Origin of the sequence: Chroococcidiopsis cubana SAG 39.79, assembly GCF_003991895.1 — a bacterium.
Taxonomy (GTDB): domain Bacteria; phylum Cyanobacteriota; class Cyanobacteriia; order Cyanobacteriales; family Chroococcidiopsidaceae; genus Chroococcidiopsis; species Chroococcidiopsis thermalis.
Genome location: NZ_RSCK01000017.1, coordinates 1 through 16,440, shown reverse-complemented (window position 1 = coordinate 16,440; position 16,440 = coordinate 1). Strand labels below are relative to the sequence as shown.

General features: G+C 44.5%; 17 protein-coding genes. 14 read left to right on the top strand and 3 right to left on the bottom strand.

The window, feature by feature from the left end:
- Positions 1-11 precede the first annotated feature (11 nt).
- The 4 genes from DSM107010_RS13005 (at position 12) to DSM107010_RS12990 (ending at position 3,979) form a co-directional block, all read left to right on the top strand.
- Positions 12-416, top strand: coding sequence for a secondary thiamine-phosphate synthase enzyme YjbQ (locus tag DSM107010_RS13005; protein ID WP_199755527.1), 405 nt, complete (start codon positions 12-14; stop codon positions 414-416).
- A 79-nt stretch (positions 417-495) separates the two neighbouring features.
- Positions 496-1,302, top strand: coding sequence for a Nif3-like dinuclear metal center hexameric protein (locus DSM107010_RS13000; RefSeq protein ID WP_106169008.1), 807 nt, complete (start codon positions 496-498; stop codon positions 1,300-1,302).
- 530 nt (positions 1,303-1,832) lie between these two features.
- Positions 1,833-3,053 (top strand): glycosyltransferase, encoded by a 1,221-nt coding sequence (locus DSM107010_RS12995; protein WP_127023105.1) that lies wholly within the window; start codon positions 1,833-1,835, stop codon positions 3,051-3,053.
- A gap of 614 nt (positions 3,054-3,667) precedes the next feature.
- Entirely contained in the window at positions 3,668-3,979 is a 312-nt protein-coding gene (locus DSM107010_RS12990) for a DUF6679 family protein (RefSeq protein WP_015157477.1), read from the top strand.
- Between the two features lie 43 nt (positions 3,980-4,022).
- On the opposite strand, the gene DSM107010_RS12985 is transcribed toward DSM107010_RS12990, so the two are convergent.
- Both DSM107010_RS12985 and DSM107010_RS42205 read right to left on the bottom strand, forming a co-directional pair.
- The gene (locus DSM107010_RS12985) at positions 4,023-5,708 is read right to left on the bottom strand and encodes an MBL fold metallo-hydrolase (protein ID WP_015157478.1); all 1,686 of its coding nucleotides are present in this window, start codon (positions 5,706-5,708) and stop codon (positions 4,023-4,025) included.
- Between the two features lie 221 nt (positions 5,709-5,929).
- Positions 5,930-6,052, bottom strand: coding sequence for a hypothetical protein (locus DSM107010_RS42205; protein ID WP_015157479.1), 123 nt, complete (start codon positions 6,050-6,052; stop codon positions 5,930-5,932).
- A gap of 145 nt (positions 6,053-6,197) precedes the next feature.
- Here DSM107010_RS42205 and DSM107010_RS12980 point away from each other — a divergent pair, with 145 nt between their 5' ends.
- The 6 genes from DSM107010_RS12980 to psbM all read left to right on the top strand — a co-directional run bounded on the left by DSM107010_RS12980 (position 6,198) and on the right by psbM (position 10,263).
- Positions 6,198-6,782, top strand: a complete 585-nt coding sequence (locus tag DSM107010_RS12980) for a DNA-3-methyladenine glycosylase (RefSeq protein ID WP_015157480.1) — start codon at positions 6,198-6,200, stop codon at positions 6,780-6,782.
- 117 nt (positions 6,783-6,899) lie between these two features.
- Positions 6,900-7,334 carry a large conductance mechanosensitive channel protein MscL gene (gene mscL, locus DSM107010_RS12975; protein ID WP_106170586.1) on the top strand — a complete coding sequence of 145 codons (435 nt, stop codon included), beginning with the start codon at positions 6,900-6,902 and terminating at the stop codon, positions 7,332-7,334.
- A 195-nt stretch (positions 7,335-7,529) separates the two neighbouring features.
- Positions 7,530-8,453, top strand: coding sequence for a class I SAM-dependent methyltransferase (locus tag DSM107010_RS12970; protein WP_127023103.1), 924 nt, complete (start codon positions 7,530-7,532; stop codon positions 8,451-8,453).
- Between the two features lie 6 nt (positions 8,454-8,459).
- Positions 8,460-9,503 carry a PrsW family glutamic-type intramembrane protease gene (locus DSM107010_RS12965; protein WP_106168769.1) on the top strand — a complete coding sequence of 348 codons (1,044 nt, stop codon included), beginning with the start codon at positions 8,460-8,462 and terminating at the stop codon, positions 9,501-9,503.
- Between the two features lie 130 nt (positions 9,504-9,633).
- Positions 9,634-9,933, top strand: coding sequence for a 2Fe-2S iron-sulfur cluster-binding protein (locus tag DSM107010_RS12960; protein WP_041463596.1), 300 nt, complete (start codon positions 9,634-9,636; stop codon positions 9,931-9,933).
- Positions 9,934-10,149: 216 nt separating this feature from the next.
- Positions 10,150-10,263, top strand: a complete 114-nt coding sequence (gene psbM, locus DSM107010_RS12955) for a photosystem II reaction center protein PsbM (RefSeq protein WP_015157485.1) — start codon at positions 10,150-10,152, stop codon at positions 10,261-10,263.
- Between the two features lie 139 nt (positions 10,264-10,402).
- On the opposite strand, the gene DSM107010_RS12950 is transcribed toward psbM, so the two are convergent.
- Positions 10,403-11,254 carry a universal stress protein gene (locus DSM107010_RS12950; protein ID WP_106168770.1) on the bottom strand — a complete coding sequence of 284 codons (852 nt, stop codon included), beginning with the start codon at positions 11,252-11,254 and terminating at the stop codon, positions 10,403-10,405.
- A gap of 701 nt (positions 11,255-11,955) precedes the next feature.
- Here DSM107010_RS12950 and DSM107010_RS12945 point away from each other — a divergent pair.
- From DSM107010_RS12945 to DSM107010_RS12930, 4 genes are all read left to right on the top strand, one after another.
- On the top strand, positions 11,956-13,767 hold the full coding sequence (locus DSM107010_RS12945; RefSeq protein ID WP_106168771.1) for an iron uptake porin: 1,812 nt from the start codon (positions 11,956-11,958) through the stop codon (positions 13,765-13,767).
- Between the two features lie 249 nt (positions 13,768-14,016).
- Positions 14,017-14,454 carry an RrF2 family transcriptional regulator gene (locus DSM107010_RS12940; RefSeq protein WP_015157488.1) on the top strand — a complete coding sequence of 146 codons (438 nt, stop codon included), beginning with the start codon at positions 14,017-14,019 and terminating at the stop codon, positions 14,452-14,454.
- Positions 14,455-14,537: 83 nt separating this feature from the next.
- Positions 14,538-15,500 carry a cysteine synthase A gene (cysK, locus tag DSM107010_RS12935; RefSeq protein ID WP_041463597.1) on the top strand — a complete coding sequence of 321 codons (963 nt, stop codon included), beginning with the start codon at positions 14,538-14,540 and terminating at the stop codon, positions 15,498-15,500.
- Between the two features lie 15 nt (positions 15,501-15,515).
- On the top strand, positions 15,516-16,229 hold the full coding sequence (locus DSM107010_RS12930) for a J domain-containing protein (RefSeq protein WP_015157490.1): 714 nt from the start codon (positions 15,516-15,518) through the stop codon (positions 16,227-16,229).
- Positions 16,230-16,440 lie beyond the last annotated feature (211 nt).

Below are 16,440 nucleotides of genomic sequence, written 5' to 3'. Positions count from 1 at the left end.
GACAACTGACCATGCATCAACATATTCTCAGACTTTCTACTACTGGTAAATCTTTTACTAACATCACTGCTAAAATTGAAGCAATTGTTGCTCAATCTGGTGTAGAAACTGGACTGTGTAGTTTATTCTTGCGCCATACTTCTGCAAGTTTAGTGATTCAAGAAAATGCCGATCCTGATGTACTGCAAGATTTAGCAAACTTCATGGCAAAACTCGTACCAGAATCAGCGAATTACATCCACAATGCTGAAGGTGCAGATGATATGCCCGCCCACATTCGTACAGCCCTAACTCACACTTCCGAACAAATTCCCATTTCTAGAGGACAATTATTATTAGGAACCTGGCAGGGAATTTACATTTGGGAACACCGTCAGCGCAGCCATATTAGAGAACTCGTCGTTCATATTGCTTAATAAGTCGGAAGGCGGAAGTCGGAAATAAAAGTTTATCTCTCACCAATTACCAATTACTGATTACCAATTACCAGCCACAATGAAAATCTCAGATTTAATAAATTGGTTTGAAAATTGGGCAAATCCTGCTTGGCAAGAAAGTTGGGATAATTCTGGTTGGCAGATTGAACCAGGAGTATTAGAGCAACCTGCAAGGGTACTGGTATGCTTGACACCAACTCTAGCTGTGATGCAAGAGGCGATCGCACTACAAAAATTGGGTATTCCAGTCAATCTAATTTTTGCCCATCATCCACTAATTTTTAGTCCGCTGAAATCTTTGTGTAGTGGAAATGCGATCGCGGACATGACGCGCCTAGCTTTTCGTCACCAGATCGGCGTTTATACAGCTCATACTAACTTTGACCAAGTAGCAGACGGTACTGCTGACGTACTAGCGCAGTTATTACATCTCAAGCAAGTTGCGCCAATTGTACCGACGCAGCCAGAACTAGGCTATGGTCGTGTGGGAGAGATTAACCCTTCTTGTCCTTTGCAAGAATTGTTACAACAAATTCAAACAGTACTGAACCCTCCCGATCTGATTTTCTCCCCCACAGTAGATTTACAAAAACCAATCGGGCGAGTAGCTGTTTTAGGTGGGTCTGGTGCTAGTTTTATTTCGGATGTGGTAAAAACAGGGGCGCAAGCTTATTTAACTTCCGATTGTAAGTTTCATCAATTTCAAGAAAGTCGCGATCGCGGTTTAATTCTGATTGATGCCGGACACTACGCTACCGAACGTCCAGCTTGCGATCGATTGGTGACAAAGCTTCAAACTGCCGGAGTGGAATGGGCGCAATTAAGTCAGCAAGACGAAGATTTTCGACTTTTCTACAAGCGCTAGCAGCTTCTCGACCCAAACACCTCCGCGATCTTACGTAAGTCACAGCCAATATCGTTATATATTTTTACATTTACTCGAAAATTTTGTAGCCCATTTTACAATTTATCTGAGATCCAGCAAGTAACCTAAAAAGTATAAAACAATACGTTTATCAAGACGGTAAGAGTTTAAGCAACTTCTGCAAGCAATTCTTACTAGTTTTCGTCAGCAGCATCTTACATACATACACTGTTTCTACTAACTTTGCCTTTTTTAGTTTAAGTATTTAATAGCAAGATTTGATTTTTTAAAATCAATTCACTGCATTGATTGTCAACAAATTATTACGAAATATCAAAATAATTTGTTAGACTATTTTGCGGAAGTTTGGTAAAAGCTGTTGTAGTAATTCGGCAGACTCAATCGGATAAATTCACGAGTTGCATAAATGCGATCGCTTGCATAGGCAAGCGAAGAATTTTACTGTGGCATAGCAGTAGCTATTGCAAAACTAAACTATCAATTTAAATATTCGAGTAGGGGTAAGCTATATGTCAGTAATCTTCAATCTCGATGCTAAGAAAAACGCTCGAATTCTATTACTATCTTTGCGAAAGATAAAGTTTCATGTCGCCCGCTGTTATTTATACGAGCTAGAAGATTTGATTTGTGAATTTGACTCAGCCGATATACTTACACCAGTTTTTAATCCCGACTTGTTCAAAGTTACTAATAGAATTGCTAATACTATGGCTCAAGCTGTTGGTAGTAGCAGGCTAATTAACCCATTGTTCAAGCAATTTAATCTGGATAAAGAGTATGAACTATTTTTTATCATCTGTCAGTCTCCTCTAGATATTCTAACGATAAATTCAATAAGAAACTGGCGAAACAAATGTCGTAGAGTAGTAGTTTGGCTCGATGAAATTTGGGCAAAAGATATTGAAAAATGGAAAGTTCAGCTGAGTTTTTTGCAAGAAATTGACTATATTTTCATGAACTTTAGCCAAAGTATCGAGGGAGTCTCCAAAATAATTCAGCGTCCTTGTGAATACATTCCATTTGGAATTGATGCAATTAAGTTCTGTCCTTATCCGCTGAATAGAGAGCGTAGCGTCGATCTTTATAGTGTTGGTCGCCGCTCGCAAGTCACGCATCAAGCTTTATTGAATTTATCTGAAAGAATTAATTTTTTTTATATCTATGAAACTATCAAAGATCTATACACAGCCGATCATAGATATCATCGAAGTTTATATAAAAATATTTTAAAAAAGAGTCGTTATTTTATTGCCAATCGAGCAAAGATTGACGATGCAAATGCAACTGGCGATCAACAAGAAGTAGGCGCACGCTTTTTTGAAGGTGCAGCAGCAGGAACAGTCATGCTAGGAGTTCCCCCTGAATGCGAATCCTTTACTCGAAATTTTGACTGGGAGGATGCAGTCATTCAAGTTGCTTACGATGCCCCTAATATAGTTGAAATTCTAGCCGAACTTGACTCCCAGCCCGATCGCTTGCAAAAAATCCGTACTAACAATGTTGTTAACTCACTCTTAAAACATGATTGGGTTTACCGTTGGGAAACAATTTTAGCTACAGTCGGACTGGATAGTACGCCAGCAATGATGGCTCGGAAAGCTCGTCTACAGAACTTAGTCGAGAGAATACTGACTCGGAAAAACAGCGATCGGCAGCTCATTACTCAGACCGGATTCACAAGCAAGACAGAACGCAGATGCCAGTTGTTTGAATCAGTTATCACTGACTAGTGACGAGTGGCTGGTGACAAGAATTGAGTTTAACCACTGGTCACCAGCCACTCACCAATGACAAATGACTAGTTAAATGGCGCCAAAGAGCGAGGAAGATTTATAGAAAACCCTGATTTTTCTCTATTCAAGCTGATGAGATGCTAAAGAATGAGTTAAAATTGATTAAAATAGATCGAGCTGATAAGGTCGAGTTTTCTCGAATTGACGCTTAGAGGGATGCCACTCAAGCCGAGGAGGCAGAGGGAAAGGCATGATTCGTTTAAGTAAACGTCTAGCGTAAAGGTGGTACAAAAATTTCCAAGTTGCTTAATGCATGTAGCGCGGTCGATAGCCACTGATATTGGTCGGAGTGCGAGGATAAGCGAAATGCTGCTAATGACAGATGAAGTTTCTAATAGGCTTCTTTAGTGTCCGCTAGACTCAGTAGTAGTTTCAATCAATAGCTGGCGGTCGAAATATAATATGAAACTGAAATACAAGCAAAAACTGAAACACAAACATATAATTGCCAAATTGGAGTAAAGTTAAGTAGCTCAAACTGGGTATTATATAGTAGGGTTTAGCCCAACAGTCCACAGGTATAACGACGTTGAGAAAGGTAGAAGCAATAAATGCTACACCGCAAGATTTATCAACTGTGTTGCGATGGGCGTGAAGTATGTATCTTCTTGCGGGATCAGCAACGCTGGATCGAGAAAGCCCGCATCATCGATATCGAAGGCGATTTAGTCACTCTCAGATATGAAACTGAAGAAGAAGACGAAATCTGCTCTTGGGAGGAGATGGTTCGCCTAGAAAGTATTGGTGCAGTGACTCAGAAGCTAGCTTCTGTACCGCGAGGCAATGCTGAACCCTTAGTTTCTGACGACTGCCCCGAAGCAGAGCGCATTCGCAATCGCTTTACTGATTCTAATCCTGAATAAGTTCTAATCAGTAAAGGCGTTATCTAAAACGCCTTTACTTGTTTTATTCGTCTTGGCGTTCGTAGGCAGGGCAGTAGCCATCCGGTGTAACCTTGAAGCCAAATAAGGGCGACTCTGGATTCCAACAGCGCTGCCCGCGCTGGAACTTGCAGGTAGCACAGCAGCTCAAATCCGTCCAGGCTAAGCGATCGCCATTTTGGTTCATCAACTCGCGGGGCGACAAGCCCCGCAAAACTAGGTCTTCACCTTGCCAGCGAGCTTCCACTAAGCCTGTATCGGCAAAATTGCGCCAGCGAGGATCGGCGGTAATGGCATCAGGCAAGGTAATAGTTACAACCGTACCTAATTCATTAAGTTCTCCTTCATAATTCGTTTCTGGAGCAGCTGGTTGAACGAAAACATCGCCGATGGGTAAATCGACAAGCGTGCCAACGGCTGGAGAATGTAAGTGGTAGCGGTTGCGTAATTCTTCCAGGCTAGCTAGGTCGGCTAGATAAGTTGGAGCGCCATGAACGAAAATAACGTGCTTCGGTCGCAGGTTGTGAATGAGTTGAGTCGTACCAGGACCGTCGCTATGCTGTGCTAGCAGGTAGGTTTCTACCTCTACTAGGGGTGAGGAATGAGGAGTGAAGAGTGAGGGTTGAAACTCGTTAGGATGACCAGGATTTTCAGGCAGAAGAACTAACCAGGGTCCGGTGTTGGGTTGGCAGTATTGACTTAAATCAGTAACATTATCTGCGATCGCGATACAGGGCGATTGACCGACAATTCCTCGCTGTTCGAGTGGTAGGCGACGGACTCGCGGGCGTACCTTTTCATCCCAAAATAAAGATTGATGTTTGGCAAAGTTTTGTACTGCTGTGGGGAAATGTGGTAGTAATTCTAAATAGGCATCGCAGCCCTGAGCTACACTGCCATCAACCCAAATATCGAGGTTGCGTCCGGTAAAGTTGTGATGGCTGCGCAACAGCATCAGAATTTCCTGACCTAGACCTAGAGTCGATGTAGGCAAAAGGACAGAATACGAACTGGCGATCGCCCGATTAATTCTTTCAGCCAGTTGATTTTCTTGGTTGCGACGGTGCGGATGACGTGCCGTGCCGTAGGTTCCTTCGATAATTAATACATCTGGTTCTAAACCGCGTAACTCTTCTAAAGGTAACCCTTCCACCAGGCGAGAGTTAGATAAGAAAAAGTCCCCCGTGTAAAACACTGTATAAGTGCGCCGTCCAGTCGTGTAGGTAAGGAGAATGGCTGCTGCCCCTGGTAAGTGTCCGGCAGGATATAATTCAGCCGTCAATCCATCCTGAAATTCCACAGGCGATCGCCAAGGTAGCGCTTGACAAAATTGCGGGATCTTTCCATCCTCATCTAACCAATTCAGCGGTAGCAGACGAGTTGTTGCTTCGCTGGCATAAATTGGCAGTTGCGGAAAGGCACGATGCAGGGATAGTAAACCTTTAGCATGATCGGGATGAGCATGACTGCATAGAACTAGGTCTACTGGCAAGTTGGTAGCGACAAGTAAACCATGAGACTTAGGCTGTTCTAGTCCCGATTGTAAAACAGAAATGTCCGTCAATCCGCAATCGAGCAGAATGCGGTACGGTCCCATCTTGACCATCAAACAGACACCTTCATCCCCATGCTTCACACCATAGGGAAAGCATTCTAGTTCTGAATTTGCTTCCCCTACAGGCATAGAGGATGCTGACATGCGATCGCTCATCTTCCCCTCCACTCAAACCTAATGCCGCTGTTGGAGCGCAGCGATAAATATGAAACGATGAATTGTAGGATAATTAGGTCATGAATGAAGCGAGCAGCGAATAGAAGCGACAGGTTAGGGAAAGATCGGGGGGCAATTCAATTCATAATGCGCAATTAGACCCCACGCACTCACAACTAACAACTCTTCACTAATAACTGGTCACTGGTCACTGGTCACTGTTAATGGGCGGAGCCGTTACCGTGGTAGTTGTCTGAATCGTAAAATCCGTTTTTCGTGCCAAAAAATAGGCAACAAACAGTAAATACAACCGTTAATCCTACTAAGACAAGTTTGATATCCATTTCTTAATTATTCCTCTCTTTAATTTCGACAAGCACAACGATTTGAAGTCGAGAGACTTCTACCCTGGGGATATTAGCAGAGCGCGATCGGGCGATCGCTAACAGCCTTCATCCGTTCAATTGTAAATAAATAATTGCTGGTAAATTGACTCTCTTCCATCAGATTTTAGAACCTTCTACCCTAACCCGTCCATCTACTGAAGTTGCACCAGCATTACTTGGCTGCACTTTAGTTAGGCAATTGCCGTCTGGACAAATTCTCAGGGGAGCGATCGTCGAAACAGAAGCTTATGCCCCTGGAGATCCAGCTTTTCATGCCTATCGGCGTGTCACCCCGCGCAATCAAGTTGTATTTGGCATGGCAGGGAGAGCATACGTGTATCAAATCTATGGCATGTACCACTGCCTAAATGTCGTCACGGACTGCGAAGGAATTCCTAGTGCCGTACTCATTCGCGCTTTACAACTGGAGTGCTTGCCTAGTGGCTGGGAAATTGGTAGTAAAGGAAACTTGCACCGTCTAGCGGCTGGACCAGGTAAACTATGTCGTGTTTTGCAGATCGATCGCGGCTTAAACGGAACTATATTACAACCAGGACAACCGCTATGGCTCGAACAACGTCAGCAAGAATTTGCGATCGTCCAGACAACGCGGATCGGACTATCTCAAGGTGTAGATCTCCCTTGGCGGTGGTACGTGCAGGGTTGTCCGGCTGTTTCTAAAGTTTAACTATGACATGTAGCATTTGTAACAAATAGCGCGATTGCATTTGAGCAAAAACCCAAAAAACTTGTATAATCCTCATCTAAACATCAAATCTCTACATAAAAGGAGATTGACAAATTTATGGCACGTAGTAATGGCGGCGGTTTTTGGGCAGATTTTCGCAAGTTTATCATGCGCGGCAACGTCATTGACTTGGCAGTTGCAGTTGTTATCGGTGGCGCATTTGGCAAGATCGTTACCTCTTTCGTAGAAGATATTATTACGCCCGTAATTCTCAATCCGGCATTGCAGGCTGCTAACGTTCAAGATTTACAAAATTTATCGGTCAACGGCATCAAATACGGTGTATTTCTAGCAGCTGTTCTCAACTTTGTAGTCATTGCCTTTTGCCTTTTCTTAATCATCCGTGCCTTTGAAAAAGCCCAGCGCCGATTTTTCCGCAGTCCAGAAGCTGCTGAAGCTGCACCACCCGATCCTACTGTCATTGCCCAAGAGAGATTGACAGGAGCATTAGATCGCCTGACGACCACAATTGAGACTCGGAACCTGGGTTAATCCCGAGTTGAGCAAGATAAACATAGGTGCGATCGCACCCCTATCTCATAAGATCCAAAGCTTGTAAAATTGCAGTATTGCTTGGCTTTTAGCCAACCAGAAATGCCTGTTGGCTTTTAGTCCACACAAAACGTCAGTTGGCTTTTAGCCGACCAGAAATGTTTATAGAACAACCAATTGTTTTAACTCTTACTCATGACCGTTGCTGCAAATACTGCTACGGGACTAGGTTCCCGCTTGGTAAACACCGTGCTGGCAATTCAGCCTCTAGCTAACTTAGCTAAGCATCAAGCACGGCAAATGATGGTGAAACGAGCAGAGAAAATCGGCGTACCCTGGACCAAAACAGTCCGAGAATTACGCTCTCAAGAATGGGAAAGCCACTGGCAACAGGTATACAATCCTCAATTGCAATATCCCGAGTATTATTGCTGCTCTTTCCACGCTTACGAACAAGGCAATCTCAGTTGGGATGCAGCTTTTGAGGTAGAAGTCGCTGCGCGTGCCGTTCATGCAGGAATTTGGTCTGATGCAGGCGCGGCTGGCGATGCTCAACTTCGTCAGAGCTATCATGAAATCGTCAAAAGCCAACTTCCTCACAACCCACAAGCAATTCTTGATGTAGGCTGTAGCGTGGGTATGAGTACATTTGCTCTAAAAGCACTCTATCCCCAAGCAAAAATTACTGGTTTAGACTTATCACCCTATTTTCTTGCCGTTGCCCATCAGCGATCGCAGCAGCAAAACCAGAGCGAAATCGAATGGGTACACGCTGCCGCAGAAGCAACAGGACTACCAGAGGCAAATTACGATCTCGTTTCGATTTTTCTTGTCTGTCACGAATTGCCTCAGTCAGCCACGCGGCAGATATTGCAGGAGATGCAGCGGTTGTTGCGTCCGGGCGGATATTTGGCAATTATGGACATGAATCCCCAGTCAGAAATCTATGCCCAGATGCCACCCTACATCTTGACGCTACTCAAAAGTACCGAGCCATATCTAGACGAATATTTCACGTTGGATATTGCTCAAGCAATCGTAGCAGCAGGTTTCCATCCACCTACTATCACCTGTAACAGCCCCCGCCACCGGACGATTGTGTCTCAGGTGAAGGATTAGTAGTGCGTGGTGCGTGGTGCGCGAGCAGAGTGGAACGTATTTAATTCCGAATTCATTTGGGCAGTTATTCCGCCACTATTGCTACTGATTTATTACTATCGTCGGGCAACTGCACCACCTCCCCTGTTTCTATTACTACTGTGCTTCGGTTGGGGCGCAATTTTTGGTAGTATCGCTCTGGGTCTAGAGTGGATATTCGAGCATCTCACCAGCCAGTGGGAAGATTGGCAAAGATTTACTCGCACTCTTGCTGGTGTAGCTGTACGTCAGTTGGTGTTTATTGCCCCAATTGAAGAGGGATGTAAGTTAGCTGGAGTCATTACTTCTCAATGGTTGGCAGGACGTAGAGGTAACGGGCGATCGCCTGCCCTCTCTATTTTCATACAGACGATCGCGATCGCTCTAGGGTTCACTGCTCAAGAAAGCTGGGTTTATTTATCCAATGGCGTAGCAACTGTATTCGAGCGCGCGATCGGTACTCCCATTCATGCCATGTTCTCAGCAGCTTTTGGCTATGCTCTGGCAAGGGAGCAGGGAAGAAGAGAGCTGAGGGAGCCCAGGGAGCCCAGGAGGCTGAGGGAGAAGTTACCTCTTGCCTCTCGCCTCTTGCCTTTTGCCTTTTTGATCGACGCAATTATTTGTCATGCTCTCGTCAATATATTTTCTAGTGCTTGGCGCTACAATCCACCAATAAATCTTTTGAGCTACTTATTATTTCCATTTTTCCTCTGGCTCTTTTGGCGCATGGAAAGCTGGTGGCGACAGGTGCAGCATCAGCCATCAATTATCCTGATTTCTGGCATCACATCTATCCATCGCTACTGGCAAAGAGGTTTGGTTGCGTTTGCCCTGATGCTCGGTGGTAATGCAATTTTTGGCTTTTTTCTGCTTGTCAGAACTCTTAGCCCTTTACATCCCGTCCAGCTACTCGAACCAGATATTTTCTGGTTTATCGCGAGTCGCTCGGCACTCAATTCGATTCCTGGAGCGATCGCCTGGGGAATTTATCGATACTTGAGGTTTGCTGCTAGCCGTCGCAATTTGTCATGATACTCTTTAAAAAAATCATTTATAAAACTTCGCAATCATTTAACATAATTAACAAGACGTATAATTTTTGTTTCAGCAAAGTATTATGATGCAGGGCGGAGAGACAGAAACCCAGGTAAAGAGAGCAGCTATGGCTAACATCAAATTTGTGCAAGAAAATCGGGAGGCGATCGCCGCTGATGGGGCAAACCTCCGCATCAAAGCTCTAGAAAATGGTATCGATCTTTATACGACTTGGGGCAAAATGATGAACTGCGGCGGCTATGGTCAATGTGGTACTTGTATCGTAGAGATTGTTGAAGGTGTAGAAAATCTCTCACCCCGCACTCCAGTTGAAAACAAAAAGCTGAAGAAAAAGCCAGCTAACTATCGTCTTGCTTGTCAAACTTTAGTCAACGGACCAGTTAGCGTTGTCACTAAACCAAAATGAGGGAGCGATCGAGCAGAGGAGTAGCAGAGCGCAAGGTCGCTGAGGGGCTTCAGGAGCAACTACCAACTACCAACTACCAATTCCCCACGCCTTACACCCTACACCCTTTCTTTACTGATAACTGACAACTGGTCGCTGACTCGCCCCTCCCTCTGTGTCACGCATTGATGATATCCTGAAAGAGTCAAACCCCCGTATAAAAGAGGCTTTCTGGCGATGCAAGTAAACGATTTAGGCTTTGTGGCAAGCATCTTATTTGTGCTAGTTCCATCTGTATTTTTAATCATTCTTTACATCCAAACCGCTAGCCGCGAAGGAAAAAAAGATTAATTATCACTGTTTTGTCAATTGCTTTGAATCAAAAACAAAACCTCTGTAGAAAGAACTACAGAGGTTTTTAGTTATTAGTTCACGGGGTGTAGGATTGAATTGTGACTTGTCTTGCTTTGCGACTTTCTCTTCCTGCTCTTCAACCAACCGTCCGCGCTAACAGCACGGGACATGTAGCATTGACACGAACGTAATCTGATAGCGATGAGCCGATTAAGCGATCGATGTCAACAAAACTTTTAGCCACGGAAGGACGGCGATCGGGTGAACCCAGCATTAGTAAGTCTACAGACATATCTTCAGCTAAGCGGCAAATTTCTTCGCCTGGCTTGCCCATACTAGTAACACAGCGGGTTTGCACTCCTTGCTTTTTCGCTTCAGCGATCGCCCCAGCCAAAACTGAATCTTTTTCTGCTGCTGCTAGGGCGACTTCTCCTTGTTTACCGCTCAAATTCTTATTAACGTATGCTAAGACTAGCTGACCGCCTTTAATATCTCTCAGCAAAAAGAGTGCTAACTGCAAGCATTGTTTTGCCGCATCGGAACCGTCATAAGCTACCATGATACGGTTGATTTTCTTCACGTAAATGTCATCCTTCACCAGCAACATAGGACGCGAGGATAACTGAAATACGTATTGACTGACAGAGTTAGATAAAATTGCTTGCAACCGCTTGAGTCCTCGCGAACCCATAATAATTAAGTCAGCATCAATCTCATCTGCTACTTGACATACTACGTCTTTGGGTTCTCCCTGTCGCAGCATAGTAACAGTTCGGCTGGGATCTAAGCCTAAGTACTCCACAGCATTTGCGATAATTTTGTCACCTTCCTCTAGCTTGGTTGTCATTCCAGCAGAAGTTGCTTGGGAAGGAACTACATGTAAAACAGTAACTTTTGCCTGTCCGATCGATGGAATCTCTTTCAAATTCTTGAGCATTTCTTCTGCGTGTCCCAATCCTGAGACAGCAAGCAAAATTTTTTCAATCATTGATTTAACCCGATAGTGAATGCGTCTAGTTTTTATGCTTGGTTAGTGGATGAGTGGGTTAGAATTTGCTTTTTTTCAGTTAGCTCAAGCAGCTTAGCAAGCCATCATCTCTCATTATTATTCTTAAGCATAACGGTCATGCTACTGCAATAAGTTTGACAATTTGTTATCTTCTTTCAAGATAGATAAATTATTATTTAATTTGACTTATATATTATATAGAAAAAAGTATTTTAAAATTTGTTAAGATCGAGGGTGAGAAAATCTCAAAATCCGATCGCTTCAACTGTTATTTCTTCCCGAGCAGCGGGAGCGTGAAGCTCGCTTCAACTTTGTGCTGAGACTGACAATAATGGCAATACTTTCAGTAGTTCGCACAACAATCGTCGCGCTGGCTAGGCGTAGTTCAAAGCAATTGGAAAGTAAACTTTTGAGTGACAGTTTGAATAGTGTCACTCAGCCAGAGTGTAGAGCTGTGTAGCAAATTTTGCTGAAGCTTGAATTGAGATTGGAGTGAGATAATATTTTTGGATTTTATTAATCTTTTTTTAGATTGAGTATTGCACTATTCGAGAACGGAGTTAAACTAAATATGAAGTATCTTATCTACAGATACTAGTAAACTAGCTGTACCGCGATCGCAAGACGAAGGTAACAGTTGAGTATATAGATTGATTAAAGGTGTGAGGGAAAAAAGGAATATGTCTAGGTTATTGTGGAAAACCGTTATTCTCAGCCCAGCGTGGCTGACTGCCGCACTCGCAGTTTCAACATCGGCAATCGCTGCTACACCAAGCAGCGCTCTAGCAGTTTCAGAACTTAATGCTGCTATTGAAGCCAAAGAGACAAGTATTGTCAATAGTGGCGTTACAAAACCACAGGGAACGCTAATCGCACAACAAGTGCCTGCTGCCCCTGAAACTGACAATACAATTTCCGAAATCAACCGTTATGGTAATGAAGGTCGAGGCGATCGCAACAACATCGCGCAGGTAACCTCAGTCTCTCAGCTATCAGACGTACAGCCTACAGACTGGGCATTCCAAGCCTTGCAATCCTTGGTAGAACGCTATGGCGTAATTGCAGGTTATCCCGATGGCACGTTTCGAGGTAACCGTGCCATGACTCGTTATGAGTTTGCCGCAGGTTTGAACGCTGCTCTCGATCGCGTTAATGAATTGATTGCAGCTGGCACAGCCGATCAAGTTCGCAAGGAAGACTTAGCTACCCTGCAAAGATTGCAAGAAGAATTCTCTGCGGAACTAGCAACTCTACGCGGACGGGTAGACAGCCTAGAAGCTAACGTTGCAGAACTCGAAGCGAATCAGTTCTCGACTACCACTAAACTCGTGGGTGAAGTGGTCGCTGCTGTCAGTGATGCTTTTGGCGGAGACACCGACGCTAATACAGTGTTCCAAGATCGGGTGCGATTGGATTTCCAAACTAGTTTCACCGGTAGCGATATCCTCCACACTCGTTTATCAGCTGGTAATGCGACTCGCTTAGATGTGGGTGAAGATACTTACCAAAACACTCTCACTTTCAACCCAGCCGACAATGGTAATGATGTTGTGGTAGACTGGGCAGCCTACGACTTTAAACTCCCAATTGGCGAAAACTCCAGAGCTTATCTAGCCGCAGCGGGAGGCGTTCACGCCGACTACGCTCCTACCAACAACCCCTTCTTTGAAGACTTTGATGGTGGTCGTGGGGCAATATCTACCTTCGCTTCCGAAAACCCGATCTATCGGATTGGGGGTGGTGCAGGTTTGGGGATCAACATCGCTCCTTTTGGCGAAGCCAGTGGTTTTAAACCTAGTATCACAGCTGGCTATTTTGCTAGAAATGCTCAAGATCCAGGTCAAGGGGCTGGCTTGTTTAACGGTGATTATGCAGCATTAGGACAGCTGAACTTCAACTTCGGCGATCGCATTGCCCTTGCAGCAACTTATGTTAACGCATACAACACCGGAGCTTCTCTCGGCAACCTCAATCCAGATGACGATGAAAACTCCGATATCTTTAATTACGCCGGTAGTACTGGTGTTGTTGGGACGCTAGAGGCAAACAATCCATCTAGGCTTTTGGGTGCGGCTGTAGGTGCTGATACTGTCCCAATCTCTTCTAATTCCTACGGTCTTTCTGGTTCTTTCAGATTAAGCGACACCATCTCGATCAGCGGCTTCGGATCTTACACCAATGCTACTCTTATTGGTCGTGGTAATGGTGATATCTGGTCATTTGGTGGCGGTGTAGCTTTCTCTGACCTGGGTAAAGAAGGTAACTTGTTAGGTATTTTTGCTGGCGTGCAACCAACATTAACATCTCTAGATGCTCCTGGTGTCAGAGATTTCAGTAATGAATATGGACTCCACGTTGAAGGCTTCTACCGCTACCAACTTACCGATAATATTTCCGTCACTCCTGGTGTGATTTGGCTCAACCGAGTTGGTCAAACTGGCAGCGATGAAGATGCAATCATCGGTACGCTTCGCACAACATTCAACTTCTAGGTTTTGGTGACCGACTAATTTGAGCGACTCTTAGTTCTGGAATTAGCCGTTTTCTCAATTATCATACCCCGCGATCGCAGCGGGGTTTTTTGTTGGTCATTCGTCATCTGTCTTTTGTCATTTGATGAACCCCTTGACAAATAACAAGTGACAAATCACAAATCTATCAAACCCCAGTGGAGAACCGGGGTATAATAGAGAAGTTAAGACTAAAAATTAAAATATCCTTCAACTTCTTGGAACTAGCTTGTGGAACTGTCGTGTAAATCAGAATATGCTCTGCTTGCCCTCTCAGAGCTAGCAGCTCGCTACCAAAGCGGTGAACCCTTGCAAATTCGGCAAATAGCAGCTCAACAAAACATTCCAGACCGCTACTTAGAGCAACTACTAGCAACCTTAAGACGCGGTGGTATAGTCAAAAGCCAACGGGGAGCCAAGGGAGGCTATATCCTAGCGCGAGAACCTTGGAAAATTACTTTACTAGAGGTTTTGGTCTGCCTAGAAGGTATAGAAGCAAGAGCTACTGAAGAAGAAAGTAAGCCTAGAACGTTAGAAACTGCTGTCGTGCATGAGATTTGGCATGAAGCTCGACAAGCGGCAAATATGGTCTTGCAGCAGCATACCTTACAAAATCTTTGCGAACAGATAGCTGCCAGACGACAACTCGATATTATGTACTATATCTGATTGCCAGTGAGTAATGAGTAGTGAGTAGTGGAATTACTATTGCTGCTCGCGAATGATAAATGACACCTGACGAAGGACAAACTATGCGTATTGCCCAAAATATTACAGAACTCATCGGTCGTACTCCTCTAGTACAGTTGAATCGTATTCCGCAAGCTGAAGGCTGTGTTGCCCAAATTGTCGTAAAACTGGAAAGCATGAACCCTGCCGCTTCGGTTAAAGACCGAATTGGCATCAGCATGATTAATGCTGCCGAACAGGAGGGATTGATTACCCCTGGCAAAACGATTTTAGTCGAACCAACTTCTGGTAACACGGGTATTGCTCTGGCAATGGCAGCAGCAGCAAAGGGATATCAGTTAATTTTGACGATGCCGGAAACTATGAGTGCCGAACGTCGAGCTATGCTGCGGGCTTACGGAGCAGAGTTAGAACTGACAGCAGGCATCGAAGGGATGAGTGGTGCAATTCGGCGGGCACAAGAAATTGTGGAATCAACGTCGAATGCTTACATGTTGCAACAATTCCGCAACCCTGCTAACCCCAAAATTCACAAAGAGACAACGGCTGAAGAAATTTGGCAAGATACAGATGGTCAGGTGGATATTTTAGTTGCTGGTGTTGGCACTGGTGGAACAATTACTGGAGTAGCGGAAGTTATTAAAGCCAGAAAACCCAGGTTTAAAGCGATCGCAGTCGAACCAGCTAACAGTCCCGTACTATCGGGAGGTCGTCCAGGACCCCACAAAATTCAAGGAATTGGAGCTGGGTTCGTACCGCAAGTCCTGAAAGTAGACTTGATTGATGAAGTCATTACCGTAACTGATGAGGAGTCGATCGCCTACGGTAGGCGTTTGGCAAAGGAAGAAGGGTTGCTATCGGGGATTTCTTCTGGATCGGCTCTGGCTGCGGCAGTTCGGGTAGCTCAGCGTCCAGAAAATAAAGACAAGCTAATTGTGATGATTCAGCCTAGCTTTGGCGAACGCTACTTGAGTACGCCATTGTTTCAAGATCTTGAGCCGAGACTACCCGCCACGGTTAGTTAACGCTAAAGTGATTGAATGGCTCACTCAAATCACTACGAAACCCTACGAATTCAACCTCATGCCAGCCAAGCGGAGATCAAATCTGCCTATCGCCACTTGGTGAAGCAATTTCATCCCGATACGAATCCTAAGACAGGCGATCGCGATTGGATTATTCAGATTAACGCTGCTTATGAAGTGTTGAGCGACGTTCAAAGTCGTCGGCAGTACGATCGCCAATTAGGAGCAGGTGCGCCAAAGCGATCGCCTTATTCAACTACCACACAACAGCGATCGTCCCAACGCCCAAATGCTCGATCTTCCTACCAAAATCGTCCTAGTGGTAGAGATGCTGACGAGCAAATAGAAATATGGATGCAACAAGTTTATCAACCTGTCAATCGATCGCTATGTCGAATCCTAAACTCTTTAGAACAACAAATCGAAGAATTATCTGCCGATCCATTTGATGACGAACTTTTGGACAAGTTTCAGGCTTACATCGTCGATTGTAAGGACTGGTTGAAACAAGCTCAAACGACATTTCGTTCAATGCCAAATCCTCCCAGTATGGGCAAAGCAGCAGCGCATCTTTATTACTGTATTAATCAAGTAGCGGATGGATTAGATGAATTAGCCTACTTTCCGCTTAACTATGATGAACGTTATTTGCACGTCGGGCAAGAAATGTTTCGGATTGCCCACGGATTGCACTGCGAGGCACAAAAATCGGTAGAGGCGATCGCTTAAGAAGTCCAGTCATATCATATTGAAGTTTTCTTCAAGTTGACACATACTAGATAGACTTAGAACTTGACGAAAAAGATTAAAAAAATAAAGCCCCCTTCATCTATAGAAAAAGAGGGCTTTGTATTAATACAAAAAATCGACCTGGCGCGGAGCTATTGTCCCGTGGGGCGACCCCCAGAGTATCGTCGCCGCAGTCGCGTTTCACACCTGA